Here is an 18,061-nt window from a genome sequence, read left to right on the forward strand (position 1 = left end):
CGGGGCCCATGCAGAGTGATCCGGGGAGCAACGACCCGGGTTGAAACGAGAAGAGGTCCACAGTGGGTTCCGTCATCAAGAAGCGTCGCAAGCGCATGGCGAAGAAGAAGCACCGCAAGCTGCTCAAGAAGACGCGCATCCAGCGTCGTCGCGCCGGCAAGTGACGCTCGGGCGGCCGTGATCCGTCGGATCCGTCGGCGCACGACCCCCGGGAAGCGCGCTGACGAGGACGAACGGTCGCCACTCGTCGGTAACACACCACGTCCCCCCGACCCTCCGGTCGAGGGGCACGTTGTCGTTCTCAGCCGGTCCGGCTGTCATCTGTGCGATGGCGTCCTGACCCTGTGCGAGGGCCTTTCCCGGGAGCGGCCCGATCTGATCCCCGAGCCGGTGGCGGTCGTCGACGTCGACCAGGATCCGCAGGTGAGGGCCAGGTGGGGCGATCACGTCCCGGTGACCTTCGTAGACGGGGTCCTCATCGGCTACTGGTTCCTCGACCGGGAGACCCTCCTCTCGGCGCTGGAGAACGGCCCCACCCAGGTGTCCGTCATCCCCTGAACCCGGCCTCTGTCGACGTCCGGTCTTCTATAGTGCCTCCTGTGGGTCAGCCTTTCGCCGGCTACTCCGCGTTGGCCCTCTAGCAGGAGGGCCAACGTCGGTGTTCGATACGCAAAGCAAACACACAGCCGACTGGACCTGTTCGAGGGGTCGGCGAGCCCTGGCGAGCGCAGGGGAGTTGTCTCCCTGTTGAATGGATTGTGAGATTTCTCACATCTTGGTAGCGTGTCGCCATGTCCCAGCCGAATGCCACCGTTCTGCCGGCCGCCACGGTGAGCAGGCTGCCCGGATACCTCAGAGTCCTTCACGAGGCCGAGGACTCCGGAGTCGAGGTCATCAGTTCAGTCGCTCTGGCGACCCGGGCCGGGGTGCACCCGGCCCTGTTGCGCCGTGATCTCTCCCAGCTCGGCAGCTACGGCACCCGGGGGGTCGGGTACGACGTCGACACCCTCATCCGCGAGATCGGCCGCGTGGTGGGGGATCGTCTCACCTGGCCGGTGGTCATCGTGGGGGTGGGGCATCTGGGCCAGGCGCTCGCTCACCACGAGGTGCTGCGCGAGCGCGGTTTCGAGCTGGCTGGCCTGGTCGACTCCTCCCCTGAGCTGATCGGCTCGACGGTCGCCGGGGTTCCGATCCGTCCACCCGACGAGCTGGCCGCCGTGGTGGCCCGGGGCCGGGCGGTCATCGGGGTCATCACGACTCCGGCGGGTCAGGCGCAGGGGGTGGCCGACGCGCTGGTGGACGCCGGGATCAGGCGGATCCTCAATTTCGCGGCCCAGCCCCTCGAGGTGCCGGCGACGGTGACCGTCCGGGGCGTGGATCTCACCGGTGAGATGCAGGTCCTCGTCTATCACGAGATCCACGAAGGCTGAACCTCGGGGTTCGTGATTTTGCGCGGCCGACTTGACTAGGACGAAGATGCTTGAGAGAAAAGTCAGGCAAGTGAGCGGGAGTGTAGCGTGCTGGTCCATGCCCTCATGAGGGGGGTCCGGGACCCAGTGCCGACCGTCAGCCAGGGCGCCGGCGGTCATGTGGTGCCGTCCAAGCTGTGCCATGGGAGCTGTACCCCCACGAAGGGAAACACAGGATGACTCAGACGCCTCCAGGCTCCGCGAGCGGGCCGGGACCTGGCAGCCAGCCGAATGCCAGCGCACAGGCCCGTGTGCAGTTCATCGGCATCGGCCCCGGTGACCCGGGGCTGCTCACCCTGTCCGCCGTGAAGGCTATCGGGCGTGCTCAGCGCATCGTCATCGACGACCCGGACCAGAAGGCGCTGCTCGAGGCCGGCGAGGTCGCTCTGGCTCCCGGTGCCGAGATCATCGAGGCCCTCTCCCCGTTGGAGGTGACCGAGGCCCTCATCACCGCTGCCGGCCGAGGGCTCGAGGTCGTCCGCCTGGTGGGCGGGGACCCCTTCCTCGACGGGGATGTGGCCTCGGAGGCCGCCGCCCTGGCCGTTGCCGACTACGACGTCGACGTCATCCCCGGGGTCTCTCCCATGACCGCCATCCCCGAGTACGCCGGGGTCACCCTCAACGGCCACGATGCCCAGCTCATCGGTCCCGACGCCTGCCTGCGGGATCTGGACGGAAGGGGCGGGCGATGGTCCTCCACCGGGCTCATCGTGGTGGCCACCACCGCGGCGAGGGTCGGCGATGTGGTGCGTCACGCCATCGACTCGGGGCGCGAGCAGACCGAGCCCGCCGTCATCACCCGCAACGGGGGCACCACTCAGCAGGTCTCCACGACCACCACCCTCGAGGCGCTGCCCGGCGCGGTCACCAGGGCGGGCGATGACGAGCCGGTGCATGTCGTCATCGGTCATGTGCTGGACGACCCCCAGGACGACCGGCTGGACTGGTTCGAGTCCAAGCCGCTGTTCGGCTGGAGCGTGCTCATCCCGCGCACCCGCGACCACTCCGCCACGCTGCCGTCGCGGCTGCAGGACTACGGTGCGCACAGTCTGGACGTGCCCACCATCTCGATGGAGCCGCCGCGCACCCCCCAGCAGATGGACAAGGCGATCCGGGGCCTGGTCGAGGGCCGCTACGAGTGGGTGGTCTTCACCTCCGCGAACGCCGTGCGTGCGGTCCGGGAGAAGCTCGAGGGGCTGGGGCTGGATTCTCGCGCCTACTCCGGGCTGCGGATCGCGGCCATCTTCGACTCGACCGTCAAGACCCTGGCCCAGTGGGGGGTCAAACCCGATCTGGTGCCCGAGGGGGAGCAGTCGACCGCCGCCCTGGCCGCGGTCTTCCCGGCCTTCGATGACGCCCTGGACCCGATCAATCGGGTCTTCGTGCCCCGCGCAGACATCGCCACCGAGTCGCTGTCCGCCGATCTGTCCGGGCTGGGATGGGAGGTCGAGGACGTCATCGGCTACCGCACCGTCCGTGCCGCCCCGCCGCCGGCCGACACCAGGGAGGCCATCAAGACCGGGGCATTCGACGCGGTCGTGTTCACCTCCTCGACGACGGTACGCAACCTGGTCGGGATCGCCGGGAAGCCGCACAGGCACACCGTGGTGGCCGCGATCGGGCCGCGCACCGCCGAGACCTGCGAGGAGCACGGACTCCAGGTCGACGTCATCGCACCCGAGCCCGAGGCGATCAGCCTGGCGGACGCCCTGGCTGATTTCGCCGCCCGGCGTCGCGACGAGCTGTTGGCCAGTGGCCGGCCGGTGGTCCGTCCGTCCCAGCGCAAGCGCCGAGGGCGCCAGCCCTCACGGTGAAGCCCGAGGGCGCGGCGGCCCCCTCCTCACAGGAGGGGTGCGTAGATTGGTGACCCGGCGACCACCGCGACGCGGTCGCGACATTCGACAACCTCAAGGAGCGGGACCATGAGCCGGACGACGACGGTCCATCTGCTGCGTCACGGCGAGGTGGACAATCCCACCGGCGTCCTCTACGGCCGGATGCCCGGATTCCATCTCACGCCGCTGGGGAGGCAGATGGCTGCCAGGGCCGCCGAGTATTTCGCCCAGGCGCCCCTGTCGGTGCTGGTGTGCTCCCCGCTCGAACGGGCCCAGGAGACCATCGCCCCGGTCGCGGCCCTGCATCCGGATCTCCAGGTCCGGCTGGACGAGGACGTCATCGAGGCCACCAATGCCTTCGAGGGGCAGGTCTTCGGGCGCGACAACAAGGCGCTCAAGGACCCTCACAACTGGCGGTTGGTGCTCAATCCGATGCGGCCCTCCTGGGGAGAGCCCTACAAGGCCATCGCGGCCCGCATGACCCGCGCCGTGCTGCGTGCCGCCAAGGAGGCAGGTCCCGGCGGCCAGGCCCTCATCGTCTCCCATCAGCTGCCGATCTGGATCGCCCGCTGCGCCGCCGAGGGGCGCCGACTCCCGCACGATCCGAGGTCGCGCCAGTGCAGCCTGGCCTCGATCACCGGCATCGGCGTCCTGGACGGGAGGATCGTGCGGGTCGACTACGCCGAGCCGGCCATCGATCTGGTCCCCTCCAGGGACCGCCGGTCGAATATCTCGGCCGGATCGGGTGGAACCCTCGGATCAGGTGCCGGGGCGGGCGCGGCACATTGATCGGGCGCCGCTCCCTGCTGGCGGCCGCCGGGCTGGCACTGCTCGTCCCGGCGGCCGGTTGTTCGACCTCGAACCCGAGCGCGGACGCGGACAAGGGGTTCGCCGTGGGCGACGGCTCCTTCTCCCAGCTGGAGATCGGCAAGCGGGAGAAGGCTCCGACGCTGTCGGGCGCCGGTCTGGACGGCCGGAGGCTGTCGACCGCCGGCGCGGCCGGGAAGGTCATCGTCGTCAACGTGTGGGGCTCCTGGTGCGCCCCCTGCCGGCATGAGGCTCCGGCGCTGGTGGCCGCCGCGAAGCGCACCTCGGGCGTCGCCCAGTTCTTCGGGATCAACACGCGCGATCTCGATCGCGCCCCGGCCACCGCATTCGTGCGCGCCTTCGGCCTCACCTGGCCCAGCTTCTACGACCCGGACGGGGACCTGCTGCTGCGCTTCTCCGACCTTCCTCCCAAGGCCATCCCCTCGACTCTCATCATCGACCGGCGGGGACGGACGGCGGCGCGCTTCCTCGGAGAGGTGAGCACCACCACCCTGGCCCAGGTGGTCGCCCAGATCGCCGAGGAGCCCCGGTGATACCGCTCGATCTGGGCTCGTGGGCGGCCGGGATGCTGCAGGGTTCGATGATCGGCGCGGTCCCGGTGGCGGTGTTCGCCGGGCTGGTGTCCTTCTTCTCGCCCTGCGTGCTGCCCCTGGTACCCGGCTACCTGTCGTATGCGACCGGCCAGAGCGCTGCTGAACTGGCGGGGGGACGACGTCGCGCGGTGCTCGGCTCGGTGCTGTTCATCCTGGGGTTCGGGGTGGTGTTCGTGGCCACCGGCACCCTGGTCGGCGGGCTCGGCAGGGCCCTGGTGAGCCATCAGCGCACCATCGAGATCCTCGTCGGGGCCCTGGCCGTGCTGCTCGGCGCCATGTTCGCCGGGCTGGTGCCTCTGGGACGCCGGGAGTTCCGCCTGCACCGGCTGCCGCGTGCCGGGCTGGCGGCCGCCCCGGTGCTGGGCGTCGTCTTCGGCCTGGGCTGGACGCCGTGCATCGGCCCGGCCCTCACGGTCGTCTACGGGCTGTCCTTCTCGCAGGGATCGGCGGCCAAGGGCGCGGTGCTGGCGGCCTGCTACGCGGCGGGGCTGGGCCTGCCCTTCGTGGCCGCGGGGGCCGCCCTGGCGCGGCTGGCCCGGACCGTGACGTGGGTGAAGGCCCACCAGCGTCTGGTGCAGAGATCCGGAGGAGTTCTCATGATGGCCGTCGGAGTGGCCCTGGTGACGGGATGGTGGGATGTCGCGATGGCCGCCCTGCGTTCCTGGGCGGCCCGTTTCGGGGCGGTGATCTGATGGCGGACAAGTCCTCGACGCTCGGCGTCAGACAGATGGCACGATGGCTGTGGGGCCAGCTCACCAGCATGCGCACCGCTCTGGTGCTGCTCTTCCTGCTGGCGGCGGCCGCGATCCCCGGGTCACTGGTGCCGCAGTCCTCCCAGAGCTCCATCAAGGTGTCCGATTTCGTCAAGGCCCACCCGGTCCTCGACAAGGTCTACCGGCCGCTGGGGATGTACCACGTGTACACCTCGGTGTGGTTCTCGGCGATCTACCTGTTGCTGTTCATCTCGCTGGTGGGGTGCATCGTCCCCCGACTGGTCACCCAGGTGAAGGCGTTGCGCCGCGAGCCTCCGCGGGTGCCGTCCCGGCTCGACCGGCTGCCCGGCCACCTGGCGGTGGAGGTCGAGGCGGGCACCGGGACCGAGGACGTGAAGACCGAGGAGGCCGAGGGCCATCGGGCCGGGGAGGGGAGCGGTGACGTCGTCGGGGAGATCGACGATCGTGCCAGGGCCTGGCTCAAGGCGAACCGCTACCGCGTCGTCTCCGATCCCGACGGCTCGCTGCGGGCCGAACGAGGACGGCACCGCGAGACCGGCAACCTCGTCTTCCACGTATTCCTGGTGGTGCTCCTGATCGCCATCGCCTGGAACACCCTGTGGGGCTACAAGGGCAGCGCTGTGGTCGTGGAGGGCCAGGGCTTCTCGAACAACATCACCCAGTTCGACGAGTTCCACGCCGGAGCCGCGGTGAACACCGACCGGCTGCAACCCTTCTCGATCATCCTGAAGAGCTTCGTCGCCCGATTCGAGACCGGTCCGGTCCAGCACGGGGCGGCGCGCGAGTTCACGGGCAAGGTCGCCGTCACCACCGACAAGGGGACCCGTAACAGCAGCCTGACGGTCAACAGGCCCATCACCATCGGATCGACGAAGGTCAACCTGCTGGGTCATGGCTACGCCGCGACCGTCAAGGTGACCGACGGCAACGGCCGGGTGGCCTACTCCGGGCCGGTGATCTTCGTCCCCCAGGACGGCAACTTCACCTCCTCGGGAGTCATCAAGGTGCCCGACTCCCGGCCGCAGAGGCTCGCCTTCCAGGGCTACTTCCTGCCCACCGCCACGGTCGGCAGGGCCGGCCCGGTCTCCATCTTCCCCGACGCGTACAACCCGCAGCTGTATCTCAACGCGTGGGCCGGGGCGCCCGCCGAGGAGACGGGCACACCGCAGAACGTGTACGTCCTCGACACCACCGGCCTGACCCGGATCAAGGACGGTTCGAAGCCGGTGAGCTTCGCCCTGTCTCCCGGCCAGGGGTACAAGCTGCCCGGCGGCCGGGGGTCCATCGAGTTCACCGGCTGGCAGCGCTGGGCCAAGCTCCAGGTCTCCAGCGCTCCCGGTCTTCCGCTGGCCTTCGGCTCGCTGATGATCGCGGTGGCCGGGCTGTGCGTCAGCCTGTTCACCCGGCCGCGCCGGCTCTGGCTGAGGGTGACCTGCGGCGAGGCGGGACGGCTGTCCATCGAGGTCGGCGGCCTGGACCGGGCGGATTCCCGGGCCGGGCTCGACGACGACGTCGCCGAGCTGGTGGAGGCCGCCCGCGGCGAACTGGTGTCCGCCGGTCAACCCGGCACCGGAGCTACAGTGTCCCCGACCACCAGCGAGGAGGATTCATGAGCCTGTCGAGCCTGTCAGCGCTGGGCATCGTCACCGCTGCCGTCGTGTACCTGCTGGCCTTCATCGCCCACGTCGCCGAGTGGGCCGGGCTGCGCGGAGTGGCGGAGGCCGGCGGGGTCGGTCAGAGCGCCGGGAGGCGCGAGGCCGCCGAGACCCGTTCGGAGGTCTGGGGCCGGCTCGGTCTGAATCTCACGATCATCGGTGCCGCCAGCCATGCCGTCGGGGTGGTGTGCCGGGGGATCGCGGCCCACCGCGCCCCCTGGGGCAATATGTACGAGTTCGTCACCGCGGCGCTGCTCTTCGTCGTGGTCGTCTATCTCGTGCTGGTCGCCCGCTGGAATCTCCGCTGGCTGGGGATCGGCGTCACCCTCCTGCTGGCGGTGGGCAACGGCCTGGCCGCCACCGTGCTCTACGTCGGCATCGCCCCACTGGTTCCCGCCCTGCACTCGGTGTGGTTCGTCATCCACATCGTCGCGGCCTGTCTGGCCGCGGCGGCCCTCAACGTCGGTGCGATCGCCTCCGTGCTCTTCCTGTTCAGATCGCGCGCCGAGAAGAAGTCGCAGCGCACCGGGGAGCCCGTCAGCGGGTTCATGGCGAGGGTGCCCTCCTCCCGCGCCATCGACACCGTGGCCTACCGGGCCCACGCCTTCGGGTTCCCGATCTGGACCTTCACCATCGCCGCCGGCTCCATCTGGGCCGAGTACGCCTGGGGTCGGTTCTGGGGCTGGGACCCCAAGGAGACCTGGTCCCTGGTCACCTGGGTCGTCTACGCCGGATACCTGCACGCCCGCGCCACCGCCGGCTGGCGGGGGACCCGCGCCGCGGTGATCGCCATCATCGGCATCGCATGCTTCTGGTTCAACTTCGTGGGCGTCAACCTGTTCATCAACGGTCTGCACTCGTACGCCGGAATCTGAGCGTCATGGCCGACGAGAGCTACACCGACCGCACCATCTGGTTGCCCTCGCTCTATCAGGAGCAGTGGGAGCCCATGGTGCGACTCGCCGTGCTGCTGCTCGGCGGTCCCGGCGCCACCACCGCCGCCGAGGAGATCGTGCGCGACGCCATGGTCACCATGTACCGGCGCGATCCCACTCTGCACTCCTGGCCCCATGCGGTGGGCTACCTGCGCGCCTCGGTGGTCAACGGGGTGCGTGCCGCGGTGCGGCGTCGCGACGACGCGGAACCGGGCCAGCCCGTCCTGATGGCACAGGCCGATGAGGACGCCCTGACCGCCGGGGCCGACGGTGACGGTTCCGGGGCCGACGGCCAGGAGGCGGGCGGAGTCGCCAGGGGGATCCAGGTGCTCACCGCACTGAGAACGCTGCCGCGACGTCAGCAGGAGGTGCTCATCCTGCGCTTCTACGCGCAGGCCTCGACCCCCGACATCGCCGAGGCGCTGGGAATCACCTACGGCGCGGTGCGCTCCCGCACCGAGCGCGGCCTGGCCGGTCTCGCGGCGGCGCTGGACGAGTCCGGGGAGCGGCAGTGAGCGGCCGCCAGCCCATCGAGAGCCACCGGGATCCGCGGCTGGAGGCGATGCTGCGCTCCGCGCTGGAGGCCCGGGCCGACGCCGTCCACCCCTCCGACCGGTCCGGCGAGATCCTCGGGCTGACCCGGGTACCCGAGCCCGGGCCGCGGCGCACCCGCCTCGGTGGGTTGCTTCTTGTGGTCGGGGCACTGATGGTCGGATTCCTGCTGTCCTTCCTGTGGCCCTCCACCCCCTCCACCGATTCCCAGGACGCGCCGACCACGGCGTCCACCCCGTTGGGGGGAACGGCGTCGGGACAGTCCTCGGTGCCCACTGTGCAGACCGGGATCCAGGTCTTCTATCTGGGCAGGGCCGACGGGCTGCTCTACCGGGAGATGCGCGATCTGCCCACCCTGGGGGATCGGCTCGGTACCGCCGTGGCCGCCGTGCTCAATGTGGCCCCGCAGGATCCGGAATACACCTCCAGCTGGTCGGGCGGGCAGGTCAACAGCGCCACGGTCAAGGGGAACCGCATCACCCTGGACCTGTCGCAGTCGGCATTCGCCCAGTTCACCAGCCGGTCCCAGGAGGAGAAGGCGATCCAGCAGCTGGTCCACGCCGCCACCGCGGCCGTCGGCGGCTCCCAGGCGAGGACGGTCCAGATCCTGGTGGACGGCTCGCCCAACCTGCCTCTGATCGGAAAGCCGGACACCGATTTCGTGAGGTCGGGGTCGGCCGATCTGGGGCCGCTGTGGATCGACTCGCCGCAGTTCGGGCAGACGGTTGCGCCCGGTCCCCTGGCGGTCTACGGCACGGCGAGCGACTCCCTGACGTCGATGACCTGGTCCCTCCACAAGGGGGAGGCGAAGGCCGCCGCCTCCACCGGCAGAGTGACGCTGGGCCAGCGGGTCGACGGCCGGGAGCCGTGGAACGCACTGATCCGGATCCCCCGGGGGGCCGGTCAGTGGCGGATCGTCGTCACGGCGGGGTCGACGTCGGTCTCGCGGACGGTGACCGTGGCCGGGTGAGGATTCTCCCGGCGCCCAGTGCCCCCGGGAATCTCAGTTGCCTGAGCGGAAGATCCTGTCGGCGACCGCCGAGGTGAGTGCGTCGGGGAGCACTGAGACCAGTGCGGTCTGCGCCCTGTTGACCGGCCCGTCGACGGCCACCGGGCGGTGATGCTCCAAGGCCCTGAAGGCGGTGCGAACCACCTGATCGGGGCGACGTCGCCGGCCCGGGATCGTGCCGTCGTGGTCCCCGGCCGCCCTGAAGAAGCCGGTGTCGGTGGGGCCGGGGCAGATGGCGGTCACCCGCACCCCGGTTCCCCTGGTCTCATGCCAGAGGGCCCGGGTGAAATCCAGGACGTAGCGCTTGGAGGCGGCATAGGTGGCCAGACCGGGGACGGGCTGGAAGGCGGCGGCCGAGGAGACGTTGATCACGGTGCCGCGCCGTGCGGCGAACATGGCGGGCAGCAGTGCGGCGGTGAGCTCGGTGAGGGCCTGGCAGTTGACGCCCACCTCGTCGGCCAGACGCCGCGGCCCGATCCCGGCGACGTCTCCGAGAGTGCCGAAGCCGGCGTTGTTGATGAGGGTGTCGACGACGATCTCCTGCTCCCCGAGCCGTTCGAGGAGGGTGCGGCGCTCGCGGCCCGAGGCGAGATCGATCCGCATGGTGACGACCTGCACCCCACGGCGGGTGGCGAAGCGGTCTGAGATCTCCTCGAGGATCGGGGCGCGGCGCCCCACCAGCACGAGGTTGTGGCCCCGGGCCGCCAGATGGTCGGCGAAGGCCTGCCCGAGTCCGCCGGTCGCCCCGGTCACCAGGGCCCAGGGGCGTTCGTCGCGGGTCGCGGTCCGGTCAGTGGTCGCCATGGGGCCAGGGTATGGCGGCGACCAACCAGGCAGGGCGGGAATCGCCGGTCCGCTCGGGCGACGCCGGGAGCCTGCGGAGTCCGCGCCTGCCGGAGCAGGGGTGGTTCACGTCCTGCCAACAGGAGCGCCCCGGGTCGCACATGTGTTCGGGCCCTGGTGTCGGACAACTATTTACGCAAGGGTGGAGTAACGAAAAAGCCGTGGCCTGGAAGGGCCGCGGGAATCGCCTTCGAGGGAGAAGCACCATGAGCGCACCGCATTCCACACTCTCGCCCCAGACCCGCTCCCGGCACCTGGCCGGAATGGGGGCGAATGATGAACCTCTCGACGTCCTGGTCATCGGCGGGGGAGTCACCGGGGCCGGCATCGCCCTGGACGCCGCCACCCGCGGGTTGAGCGTGGGGATCGTCGAGGCTCAGGACTGGGCGTCGGGCACGTCGTCGCGCTCCTCCAAGCTCGTTCACGGCGGGCTGCGCTACCTGTATCAGCTGGACTTCCCGCTGGTCGCGGAATCGCTGCGCGAGCGAGGACTGCTGCTCACCACCACCGCTCCCCACCTGGTGAAGGCCCAGCCCTTCCTGTGGCCGCTGAAGACCCCGGTGATCGAGCGCGCCTACTCGGCGGTCGGGGTCGGCATGTACGACGTGCTGGCCCAGTGGGCGCACCGCGGATCGGTGCCCACCCAGCGGCACCACACCCGTCGCGGCTCGCTCAGGCTCGCCCCGGCGATCGATCCGAAGGCGCTGACCGGCTCGATCGTCTACTACGACGCCCGCGTCGACGATGCCCGTCTGGTGACCACCCTGGTGCGCACCGCGACCCGTTACGGGGCGCTGGCGGCCAACCGCACCCAGGTGATCAGGTTGACCAAGGACGGCTCGGGACGCGTCGACGGCGCCGACCTGAAGGATCTGGAGACCGGGGACGAGTTGCACGTCTCGGCCAGGAACGTCATCAATGCGACCGGCGTGTGGACCGAGAAGTCCCAGTCGCTGGCCGGGACCTCCGGCGGGCTGAAGGTGCTGGCATCCAAGGGCATCCACATCGTCGTCCCGAAGGACAGGATCGATTCGCAGGTCGGCATCTTCCTGCGCACCGAGAAGTCGGTGCTGTTCATCATTCCGTGGAAGCGCTACTGGGTGATCGGCACCACCGACACCGCGTACCACGAGGACCTGCGAGAGCCGGTGGCCGACGCCGCAGATATCGACTACGTGCTGGAGCACGCCAACTCCGTGCTGGCCAGGCCGCTGACTCGTGACGACATCATCGGCACCTATGCCGGGCTGAGGCCGCTGCTGCAGCCGGGGACCATGGACGGCGACGACTCGAAGTCCACCAAGGTGTCGCGGGAGCACACCGTCACCGAGGCGGCTCCGGGACTGACGGTGATCGCCGGAGGCAAGCTCACCTCCTACCGGAAGATGGCCGAGGACGCCGTAGACTTCATCCTGGGCGAGGAGGGCGCCGAGGACCATCCGTCGGTGACGCCGAACACCCCGTTGCAGGGGGCCGACGGATATCACGCCCTGTGGAGCCGGCGCGAGGCGATCGCGGCGCGTTCGGGGCTCAGCGTCGATCACGTCGAGGACCTTCTGGACCGCTACGGCTCCGACATCTCGCTGATTCTGGACTCGATCGCCGACGACCCGGATCTGGGCCGCGAGCTCGAAGGCGCGCCGGAGTACCTGCGGGCCGAGATGGCCTTCGGGGTGACCCATGAGGGGGCCCTGCATCTGGAGGACCTGCTGGCCAGGCGCACCCGGCTCAGCTACGAGCACCGGGATCGCGGGATGGGAGCGGCCGAGGAGGCCGCCGGGATCGCCGGTGGGCTGCTGGGCTGGGACGACGACACCCGCAGGGCCGAGATCGAGGCCTACCGGGAGCGCTGCGAGGCAGAGCAGCAGGCCGAGGGACTCACCTCGGAGGCCGAGGCCCAGAAGGTCCGCGGAGAGGTGGGGGAGGTGACGCCGTTCATCGACGTAGCCCCCGACATCCGGGCCTGAGGGGTCCCCTCCGTGCCCCGGTGGCCGCGACATTGTGATCCTGTGGGGTGAGTTCGCCCCACAACATCACAATGTTCCTGGTTCCCGGCGTCGCGGCTAGTCCAGCGAGGCTCCCCTGGCCTCCAGGGAGAGCTGGTCGGCGTCCAGGGTCTCCAGGGCGGAGCTGACCGCCTCGGGGCTGAACCTCCCGGCGTCGTTGGCGTCCAGCAGCACCTTGCGCTGGGCGACGATGAGCTTGAGGGCGTACTGGCGGGAGATCTCAGCGGCCCGGCGCCTGTGTTCGGGGGATGCCAGGACCTTCGCCCGGGCTTCCTCGCCGGGAAGCTGCCTGCCCACGATCCGGGGTATCGGAGCGGTCTCACCGAGATGTTCGGGCCCTTCCTGCGCCGGTGCCCCCGACTCCACCGAGCGGTCCCGCAGGGCGGCGAACTGGCGCCAGGCCAGCGCCACGGCGGCCGCCTGGGCCCGGTTCTCCTCGGCGTCCTCGCCCTCCTGGTGTCCGGTTCTGGACAACATCTTGCGCATCGCCGGGGGTACAGGCACGGTGCGGGCCGCATGGTGCATGAGTTTGCGGATCTCGGCCTGCTCGTCGGGATCGACCCCCTCCGATGTCGCCGGCTTCGCGAGCCGCACGACGAGTCCCAGGGTGCTGCCCTGGATGAGCAACGAGGCCGAGGCGACCAGGAAGGCGACGAAGACCAGGAAGGAGCGGTGCGGGGTGTCCAGGGGCAGGGTCTGGGCGGCGGCCAGGGTGATGGCCCCGCGCATTCCCGCCCAGATCATCACGGTGCCCTCGCGGGGACCCAGCGGGTGCTCGATGTAGTAGTCGAGGTCGGAGATCGCCCGGGTGATCCGGTGACGGAACCTCATCGCGTGGTCGGGATCGATGGTGGTGCCGCGGATCGTGATCTCGTCATCGGACTCCAACGCGTCGGTCACCTTCTGCGACGCCTTCTCCAGGTAGGAGCGGTGTTTCGACCGGCGCTTCGACCGGCGGGACACCCACAACAGCAGCGGGGTGACGACGGCTGTGCGCAGCGCCATCGTCATCACCAGAGCGATGGCGGCGACTCCGACGGCCAGCTTCCAGCCGAAGGAGTCGGCCTCCATGTCCTCGACGATCGCGGTGAGTTCCAGGCCCATCAGCAGGAAGACCGCCGACTCCAGGACGAGCATCAGCGAGTTCCACGTCGTCCTGCTGGACATCCGCTGGGTGGGTGTGAGCGCCCGAGGACCCTGATGACTGGCGACCAGGCCGGCGGCCACCGCGGCTACCAGCCCCGATCCGTGCAGGTGCTCGGCAGGCAGGAAGGCCAGGAACGGGGTGGCCAGGGAGAGCACGGTGTCGGGGGTGGTCTCGTGGATCCTCGACCGGATCCAGATCATGGCGCGGCCGACGAGCCAGCCCACGACCACGGCCACCACCACGGCCAGGACGAAATCGAGGATCACTTCCCCGGCGCTGATCTGGCTGGCCATCGCGCCGACCGCCGAACTGAGGATCACCAGGGCGGAGGCGTCGTTGATGAGCCCCTCGCCGTCCAGCACCGTCACGACGCGGCGCGACACCCCGGCCTTCTTCACGATCGAGGTGGCCACCGCGTCGGTGGGGCTGACGATGGCGCCCAGCGCCACGCAGGCCGCGATCCCGATCCCCGGCACCATCTGATTGACGATGAAGCCGATGGCGGCCGCCGAGACGGCCACCAGGGCCACTGCGAGCACACTGATCGGGGCGAGATTCCGCCGGAAGTCGGAGACCGGCATGTTGACCGCCGAGGAGTACAGCAGCGGCGGAAGGATGATCATGAGCACCAGCTCGGGCTCGACCTCGACCTCCGGCATCCCTGGGACCAGGGCCACTCCGGCGCCCAGCAGGAGCAGCAGGATCGGTGCGGCGGTCCCGGTGCGGTCGGCCAGCAGTTCGGCGGCCGCCACGACGACCAGGGCCGCGATGACGATGATGAGGACGACGGTCACCCGGTCATTTTCCCACGGCAGGCCGCACCGGAACCTGCGGTTTCACGCCCCCATGAAGAACTGGTAGGCCGGTGAGTCGGAAGCGTCCGCCCACGGATACCCGACGGCGTCAAGATGATCGGTGAATCCCGGGTCCGCCCCCGCCCCGGCGAATCCGGCCAGCACTCTGCCGGTGTCCATCCCGAAGCTGCGGTAGTGGAACAGGGAGATGTTCCACCGGCTGCCCAGGGTCGAGAGGAAATGCACCAGCGCGCCGGGAGCCTCGGGGAACTCGAAGCTGGCCACCCGCTCGTCGAGATCGGCCGGGGGCCGCCCGCCGATCATGTAGCGCAGGTGGGTCTTGGCCGACTCGTCCTCCGAGAGGTCCATCACCCGGTATCCGGCCCTCTCCAGGGCCGAGACGATCTCGCCGCGTTCGGAGGCGGTGTGCAGCTCCACGCCGACGAAGACGCTGGCCCGGTCCGGTTCGGCGTAGCGGTAGTTGAACTCGGTGACCATCCGCCCGCCGAGCACCCGGCAGAACTCGAGGAAGGATCCGGGGCGCTCGGGGATCTCGACGGCGAACAGGCCCTCCCGCTGCTCGCCCAGCTCGGCCCGCTCGGCGATGTAGCGCAGCGAGCCGAAGTTGAGGTTGGCCCCCGACAGGATATGGGCCAGCCGCTCCCCGCGCAGGTGGTGGGTGCGGACATACTTCTTGAGCCCGGCCAGTCCCAGGCCTCCGGCGGGTTCGGCGACCGCGCGGGTGTCGTCGAAGATGTCCTTGACGGCAGCGCTGATCTCGTCCGAGTTGACTGTCACGACGTCGTCGAGGCAGGTCTGGAGCACCCGGAACGGCTCATCGCCGATGCGGGCCACCGCGACCCCCTCGGCGAACAGCGAGACATGATCGAGGTCGACGGGCCGGCCGGCCTCCTGAGCGGCGGCCAGGCAGGCCGACTCCTCCGGTTCGACGCCGATCACCTGGATCTCCGGTATCAGCTGCTTGATGAGCACCGAGATCCCGGCGGCCAGCCCGCCGCCCCCCACCGGCACGAAGACGCGGTCCAACCGGGCGTCGTCCTGGACGAGCTCCAGTCCGACGGTGCCCTGACCGGCGATCACGAGCGGGTCGTCGAAGGGCGGTACGTAGGTCATGTCCTGTTCGGCGGCCAGCCACTGGGCGTGGGTCTTGGCCTCGTCGAAGGTACCGCCCCGGAGTACGACGTGACCGCCGAAGCCCTTGACAGCCTCCACCTTGATCGACGGGGTGGTGACGGGCATCACGATCACGGCGCGGATGCCCAGGCGGGCTCCCGACAGGGCGACGCCCTGGGCGTGGTTGCCGGCCGAGGCCGTCACCACCCCGGCCTCGGACTCTGCCTCCGACAGCTGGCGCATCCTGTTGTAGGCCCCGCGCAGCTTGAAGGAATGAACCGGTTGACGGTCCTCCCGCTTGGCCAGCACCACATTGCCCAGGCGCTGGGACAGACGCTCCATCGGCTCCAGGGGGGTCTTGACGGCCGCCTCGTAGACCGGCGCCCGCAGCACGGCGCGCAGGTAGTCCTGGGCGGTCATCCGGGGCTCCCGGTCCGTCGTCGGCAGGGACGTCGGGGCGGGTCTGGGGGCCAGCGGTTCGGCCGCTGTGGCCGCCGTGGTGCCGTGATCGTGAGGGGCCATCTGATCAGACCTTCGCGGGACGGTTCGCATCGGCGGCGCGGGGGACCGGGGTCACCTGGGACAGGTCGCGGACCCCGCCGCGATCTGCGGAGGCGGCCAGCAGCCCGTAGGCCTTCAGGGCGGTGGAGACGTGACGGGAGCGCGGGGCGTGGGGGGTCCAGGCCTCGGCCCCGCGGGCCTCCTCCTCGTCGCGACGCCGGTCCAGCTCGACCTCGTCGACGTCCAGCCGGATGGTCCGGTTCGGGATGTCGATGGACACCGTGTCGCCGGAGCGCACCAGCCCGATCAGGCCGCCGGATGCGGCCTCGGGGGAGACGTGGCCGATCGACAGGCCCGACGTGCCTCCGGAGAACCGGCCGTCGGTGAGCAGGGCGCACTCCTTGCCCAGGTGCATCGACTTCAGATAGCTGGTGGGGTACAGCATCTCCTGCATGCCCGGGCCGCCCTTGGGCCCCTCGTGGCGGATCACCACGACGTCGCCGGCCTTGATCTTCTTGCCGAGGATGCCGGTCACCGCATCGTCCTGGGACTCGTAGACCACCGCGGGCCCCGAGAAGGTGAGGATCGACTCGTCGACGCCGGCCGTCTTGACGATGCAGCCGTTCTCGGCGATGTTGCCGTAGAGCACCGCCAGCCCGCCGTCGGCGGAGTAGGCGTGCGCGACGTCGCGGATGCAGCCGTTCTCGCGGTCGGTGTCCAGGCTCTTCCAGCGGCTGGCCTGGGAGAACATCTGGGTGGTGCGCACCCCGCCGGGGGCCGCCGAATACATCTGGCGGACCTCAGGGGAGGGGTCGCCGGTGAGATCGAAGTGGGCCAGCTCGTCGCCCATCGTGGTGGCCGACCCGTCGGGGGACCAGACGGTGAAGGTCGAGGTGTCCAGCAGGCCGCCGCGATCCAGCTCGGCCAGGATGCCCAGCACGCCGCCGGCCCGGTGCACGTCCTCCACGTGGAAGACGTTGGTGGAGGGGGCGACCTTGCACAGATGGGGCACCCGGCGCGACAGGGCGTCGATGTCTGACATGGTGAAGTCGACCCGGCCCTCCTGGGCGGCGGCCAGCAGATGCAGCACCGTGTTGGTGGATCCGCCCATCGCGATGTCCAGGCTCATCGCGTTGGCGAAGGCGGCCTTGGAGGCGACCGAGCGGGGCAGCACCGACTCGTCGTCGGCGTCGTACCAGCGCTTGGCGATCGCGACGATCTGGCGGCCGGCCTGCTCGAACAGGGCGCGCCGGTCGGCGTGGGTGGCCAACAGGGAGCCGTTGCCGGGCAGGGCCAGGCCCAGCGCCTCGGTGAGGCAGTTCATCGAGTTGGCGGTGAACATACCCGAACACGACCCGCAGGTGGGGCAGGCGTTGGCCTCCATGAGCTCGACGTCGGCGTCGGAGGCGCTCTCGTCCCCGGCGGCGACCATGGCGTCGATGAGGTCGAGCTTGCGGACGCCGTCCGACAGGTCCGCCTTGCCGGCCTCCATCGGGCCGCCCGAGACGAAGATGGTGGGGATGTTGAGCCGCAGGCTGGCCATCAGCATGCCCGGGGTGATCTTGTCGCAGTTCGAGATGCACACCAGGGCGTCGGCGCAGTGGGCGTTGCACATGTACTCCACCGAGTCGGCGATGATCTCGCGGCTGGGCAGGGAGTAGAGCATGCCGTCGTGGCCCATCGCGATGCCGTCGTCGACGGCGATGGTGTTGAACTCCTTGGCGACTCCGCCGGCCGCCTCGATCTGCTCGGCGACGATCTTCCCGACGTCGCGCAGGCCGACATGGCCGGGCACGAACTGGGTGAAGGAATTGGCGACGGCGATGATCGGCTTGCCGAAGTCGCCCGCGCCCATGCCGGTGGCGCGCCACAGGGCGCGTGCGCCGGCCATCGCGCGGCCGGATGTGCTGGTGGCTGATCGCAGGGTTGGCATCTGATCTCCTGAGGGCTGTAGAACGAGAAACACCCCCCGTCCGTGAGGATGGAGGGCGCGCGGTCGACGTGTCGGGCGAGGCTCAGACCGCGC

At 70.0% G+C, this 18,061-nt stretch carries 16 protein-coding genes; 12 read left to right on the forward strand and 4 right to left on the reverse strand.

Going from position 1 to position 18,061, the window contains the following annotated elements; genetic code table 11:
- The first annotated feature begins 62 nt into the window (after positions 1–62).
- The 11 genes from JS278_RS03565 to JS278_RS03615 all read left to right on the forward strand — a co-directional run bounded on the left by JS278_RS03565 (position 63) and on the right by JS278_RS03615 (position 9,571).
- Positions 63–164 carry a 30S ribosomal protein bS22 gene (locus tag JS278_RS03565; protein WP_002550589.1) on the forward strand — a complete coding sequence of 34 codons (102 nt, stop codon included), beginning with the start codon at positions 63–65 and terminating at the stop codon, positions 162–164.
- A 13-nt stretch (positions 165–177) separates the two neighbouring features.
- Positions 178–558, forward strand: a complete 381-nt coding sequence (locus tag JS278_RS03570; protein WP_114043997.1) for a glutaredoxin family protein — start codon at positions 178–180, stop codon at positions 556–558.
- 233 nt (positions 559–791) lie between these two features.
- Positions 792–1,430, forward strand: coding sequence for a redox-sensing transcriptional repressor Rex (locus tag JS278_RS03575; protein ID WP_114043998.1), 639 nt, complete (start codon positions 792–794; stop codon positions 1,428–1,430).
- Positions 1,431–1,645: 215 nt separating this feature from the next.
- On the forward strand, positions 1,646–3,283 hold the full coding sequence (locus tag JS278_RS03580) for a bifunctional uroporphyrinogen-III C-methyltransferase/uroporphyrinogen-III synthase (protein WP_114043999.1): 1,638 nt from the start codon (positions 1,646–1,648) through the stop codon (positions 3,281–3,283).
- Positions 3,284–3,391: 108 nt separating this feature from the next.
- Positions 3,392–4,093 (forward strand): histidine phosphatase family protein, encoded by a 702-nt coding sequence (locus tag JS278_RS03585; RefSeq protein WP_114044000.1) that lies wholly within the window; start codon positions 3,392–3,394, stop codon positions 4,091–4,093.
- Positions 4,090–4,665: a TlpA family protein disulfide reductase gene (locus tag JS278_RS03590; protein ID WP_114044001.1), complete on the forward strand. Its 576-nt coding sequence runs from the start codon at positions 4,090–4,092 to the stop codon at positions 4,663–4,665. The genes JS278_RS03585 and JS278_RS03590 overlap by 4 nt, the downstream gene beginning before the upstream one ends.
- A 47-nt stretch (positions 4,666–4,712) precedes the next feature.
- Entirely contained in the window at positions 4,713–5,417 is a 705-nt protein-coding gene (locus tag JS278_RS03595) for a cytochrome c biogenesis CcdA family protein (protein WP_114046095.1), read from the forward strand.
- On the forward strand, positions 5,417–7,072 hold the full coding sequence (gene resB, locus JS278_RS03600) for a cytochrome c biogenesis protein ResB (protein WP_114044002.1): 1,656 nt from the start codon (positions 5,417–5,419) through the stop codon (positions 7,070–7,072). The genes JS278_RS03595 and resB overlap by 1 nt, the downstream gene beginning before the upstream one ends.
- Entirely contained in the window at positions 7,069–7,989 is a 921-nt protein-coding gene (gene ccsB, locus JS278_RS03605; protein WP_114044003.1) for a c-type cytochrome biogenesis protein CcsB, read from the forward strand. Before resB ends, ccsB begins: the two co-directional genes overlap by 4 nt.
- 5 nt (positions 7,990–7,994) lie before the next feature.
- On the forward strand, positions 7,995–8,564 hold the full coding sequence (locus JS278_RS03610) for a sigma factor-like helix-turn-helix DNA-binding protein (RefSeq protein ID WP_114044004.1): 570 nt from the start codon (positions 7,995–7,997) through the stop codon (positions 8,562–8,564).
- Positions 8,561–9,571, forward strand: a complete 1,011-nt coding sequence (locus JS278_RS03615) for a GerMN domain-containing protein (RefSeq protein ID WP_114044005.1) — start codon at positions 8,561–8,563, stop codon at positions 9,569–9,571. The genes JS278_RS03610 and JS278_RS03615 overlap by 4 nt, the downstream gene beginning before the upstream one ends.
- A 33-nt stretch (positions 9,572–9,604) precedes the next feature.
- Here the strand turns inward: JS278_RS03615 and JS278_RS03620 are convergent, their stop codons facing one another.
- Positions 9,605–10,414 (reverse strand): SDR family NAD(P)-dependent oxidoreductase, encoded by an 810-nt coding sequence (locus JS278_RS03620; RefSeq protein WP_114044006.1) that lies wholly within the window; start codon positions 10,412–10,414, stop codon positions 9,605–9,607.
- A 245-nt stretch (positions 10,415–10,659) separates the two neighbouring features.
- Here JS278_RS03620 and JS278_RS03625 point away from each other — a divergent pair, with 245 nt between their 5' ends.
- Positions 10,660–12,420, forward strand: coding sequence for a glycerol-3-phosphate dehydrogenase/oxidase (locus JS278_RS03625; protein ID WP_220150033.1), 1,761 nt, complete (start codon positions 10,660–10,662; stop codon positions 12,418–12,420).
- Positions 12,421–12,516: 96 nt separating this feature from the next.
- Here JS278_RS03625 and JS278_RS03630 read toward each other — a convergent pair whose 3' ends face one another.
- The 3 genes from JS278_RS03630 to ilvD are packed head-to-tail and all read right to left on the reverse strand — an operon-like array spanning position 12,517 to position 17,968.
- The gene (locus tag JS278_RS03630; protein WP_181833815.1) at positions 12,517–14,400 is read right to left on the reverse strand and encodes a cation:proton antiporter; all 1,884 of its coding nucleotides are present in this window, start codon (positions 14,398–14,400) and stop codon (positions 12,517–12,519) included.
- Between the two features lie 42 nt (positions 14,401–14,442).
- A complete protein-coding gene (ilvA, locus tag JS278_RS03635) occupies positions 14,443–16,056 on the reverse strand; it encodes a threonine ammonia-lyase, biosynthetic (protein ID WP_425451464.1) in 1,614 nt (537 codons plus the stop codon).
- A 4-nt stretch (positions 16,057–16,060) separates the two neighbouring features.
- Positions 16,061–17,968 (reverse strand): dihydroxy-acid dehydratase, encoded by a 1,908-nt coding sequence (gene ilvD, locus JS278_RS03640; RefSeq protein WP_114044008.1) that lies wholly within the window; start codon positions 17,966–17,968, stop codon positions 16,061–16,063.
- Positions 17,969–18,061: the final 93 nt, after the last annotated feature.

The organism is Acidipropionibacterium virtanenii, assembly GCF_003325455.1.
Taxonomy (GTDB): domain Bacteria; phylum Actinomycetota; class Actinomycetes; order Propionibacteriales; family Propionibacteriaceae; genus Acidipropionibacterium; species Acidipropionibacterium virtanenii.

What these genes read in the sequence shown, in the direction of transcription:
- JS278_RS03575 (WP_114043998.1), top strand. Translation starts at nt 792, where the DNA reads ATGTCCCAGCCGAATGCCACCGTTCTGCCGGCCGCCACGGTGAGCAGG.
- JS278_RS03580 (WP_114043999.1), top strand. Translation starts at nt 1,646, where the DNA reads ATGACTCAGACGCCTCCAGGCTCCGCGAGCGGGCCGGGACCTGGCAGC.
- JS278_RS03585 (WP_114044000.1), top strand. Translation starts at nt 3,392, where the DNA reads ATGAGCCGGACGACGACGGTCCATCTGCTGCGTCACGGCGAGGTGGAC.
- JS278_RS03595 (WP_114046095.1), top strand. Translation starts at nt 4,713, where the DNA reads ATGATCGGCGCGGTCCCGGTGGCGGTGTTCGCCGGGCTGGTGTCCTTC.
- resB (WP_114044002.1), top strand. Translation starts at nt 5,417, where the DNA reads ATGGCGGACAAGTCCTCGACGCTCGGCGTCAGACAGATGGCACGATGG.
- ccsB (WP_114044003.1), top strand. Translation starts at nt 7,069, where the DNA reads ATGAGCCTGTCGAGCCTGTCAGCGCTGGGCATCGTCACCGCTGCCGTC.
- JS278_RS03610 (WP_114044004.1), top strand. Translation starts at nt 7,995, where the DNA reads ATGGCCGACGAGAGCTACACCGACCGCACCATCTGGTTGCCCTCGCTC.
- JS278_RS03620 (WP_114044006.1), bottom strand. Translation starts at nt 10,414, where the DNA reads ATGGCGACCACTGACCGGACCGCGACCCGCGACGAACGCCCCTGGGCC.
- JS278_RS03625 (WP_220150033.1), top strand. Translation starts at nt 10,660, where the DNA reads ATGAGCGCACCGCATTCCACACTCTCGCCCCAGACCCGCTCCCGGCAC.
- ilvA (WP_425451464.1), bottom strand. Translation starts at nt 16,056, where the DNA reads ATGGCCCCTCACGATCACGGCACCACGGCGGCCACAGCGGCCGAACCG.
- ilvD (WP_114044008.1), bottom strand. Translation starts at nt 17,968, where the DNA reads ATGCCAACCCTGCGATCAGCCACCAGCACATCCGGCCGCGCGATGGCC.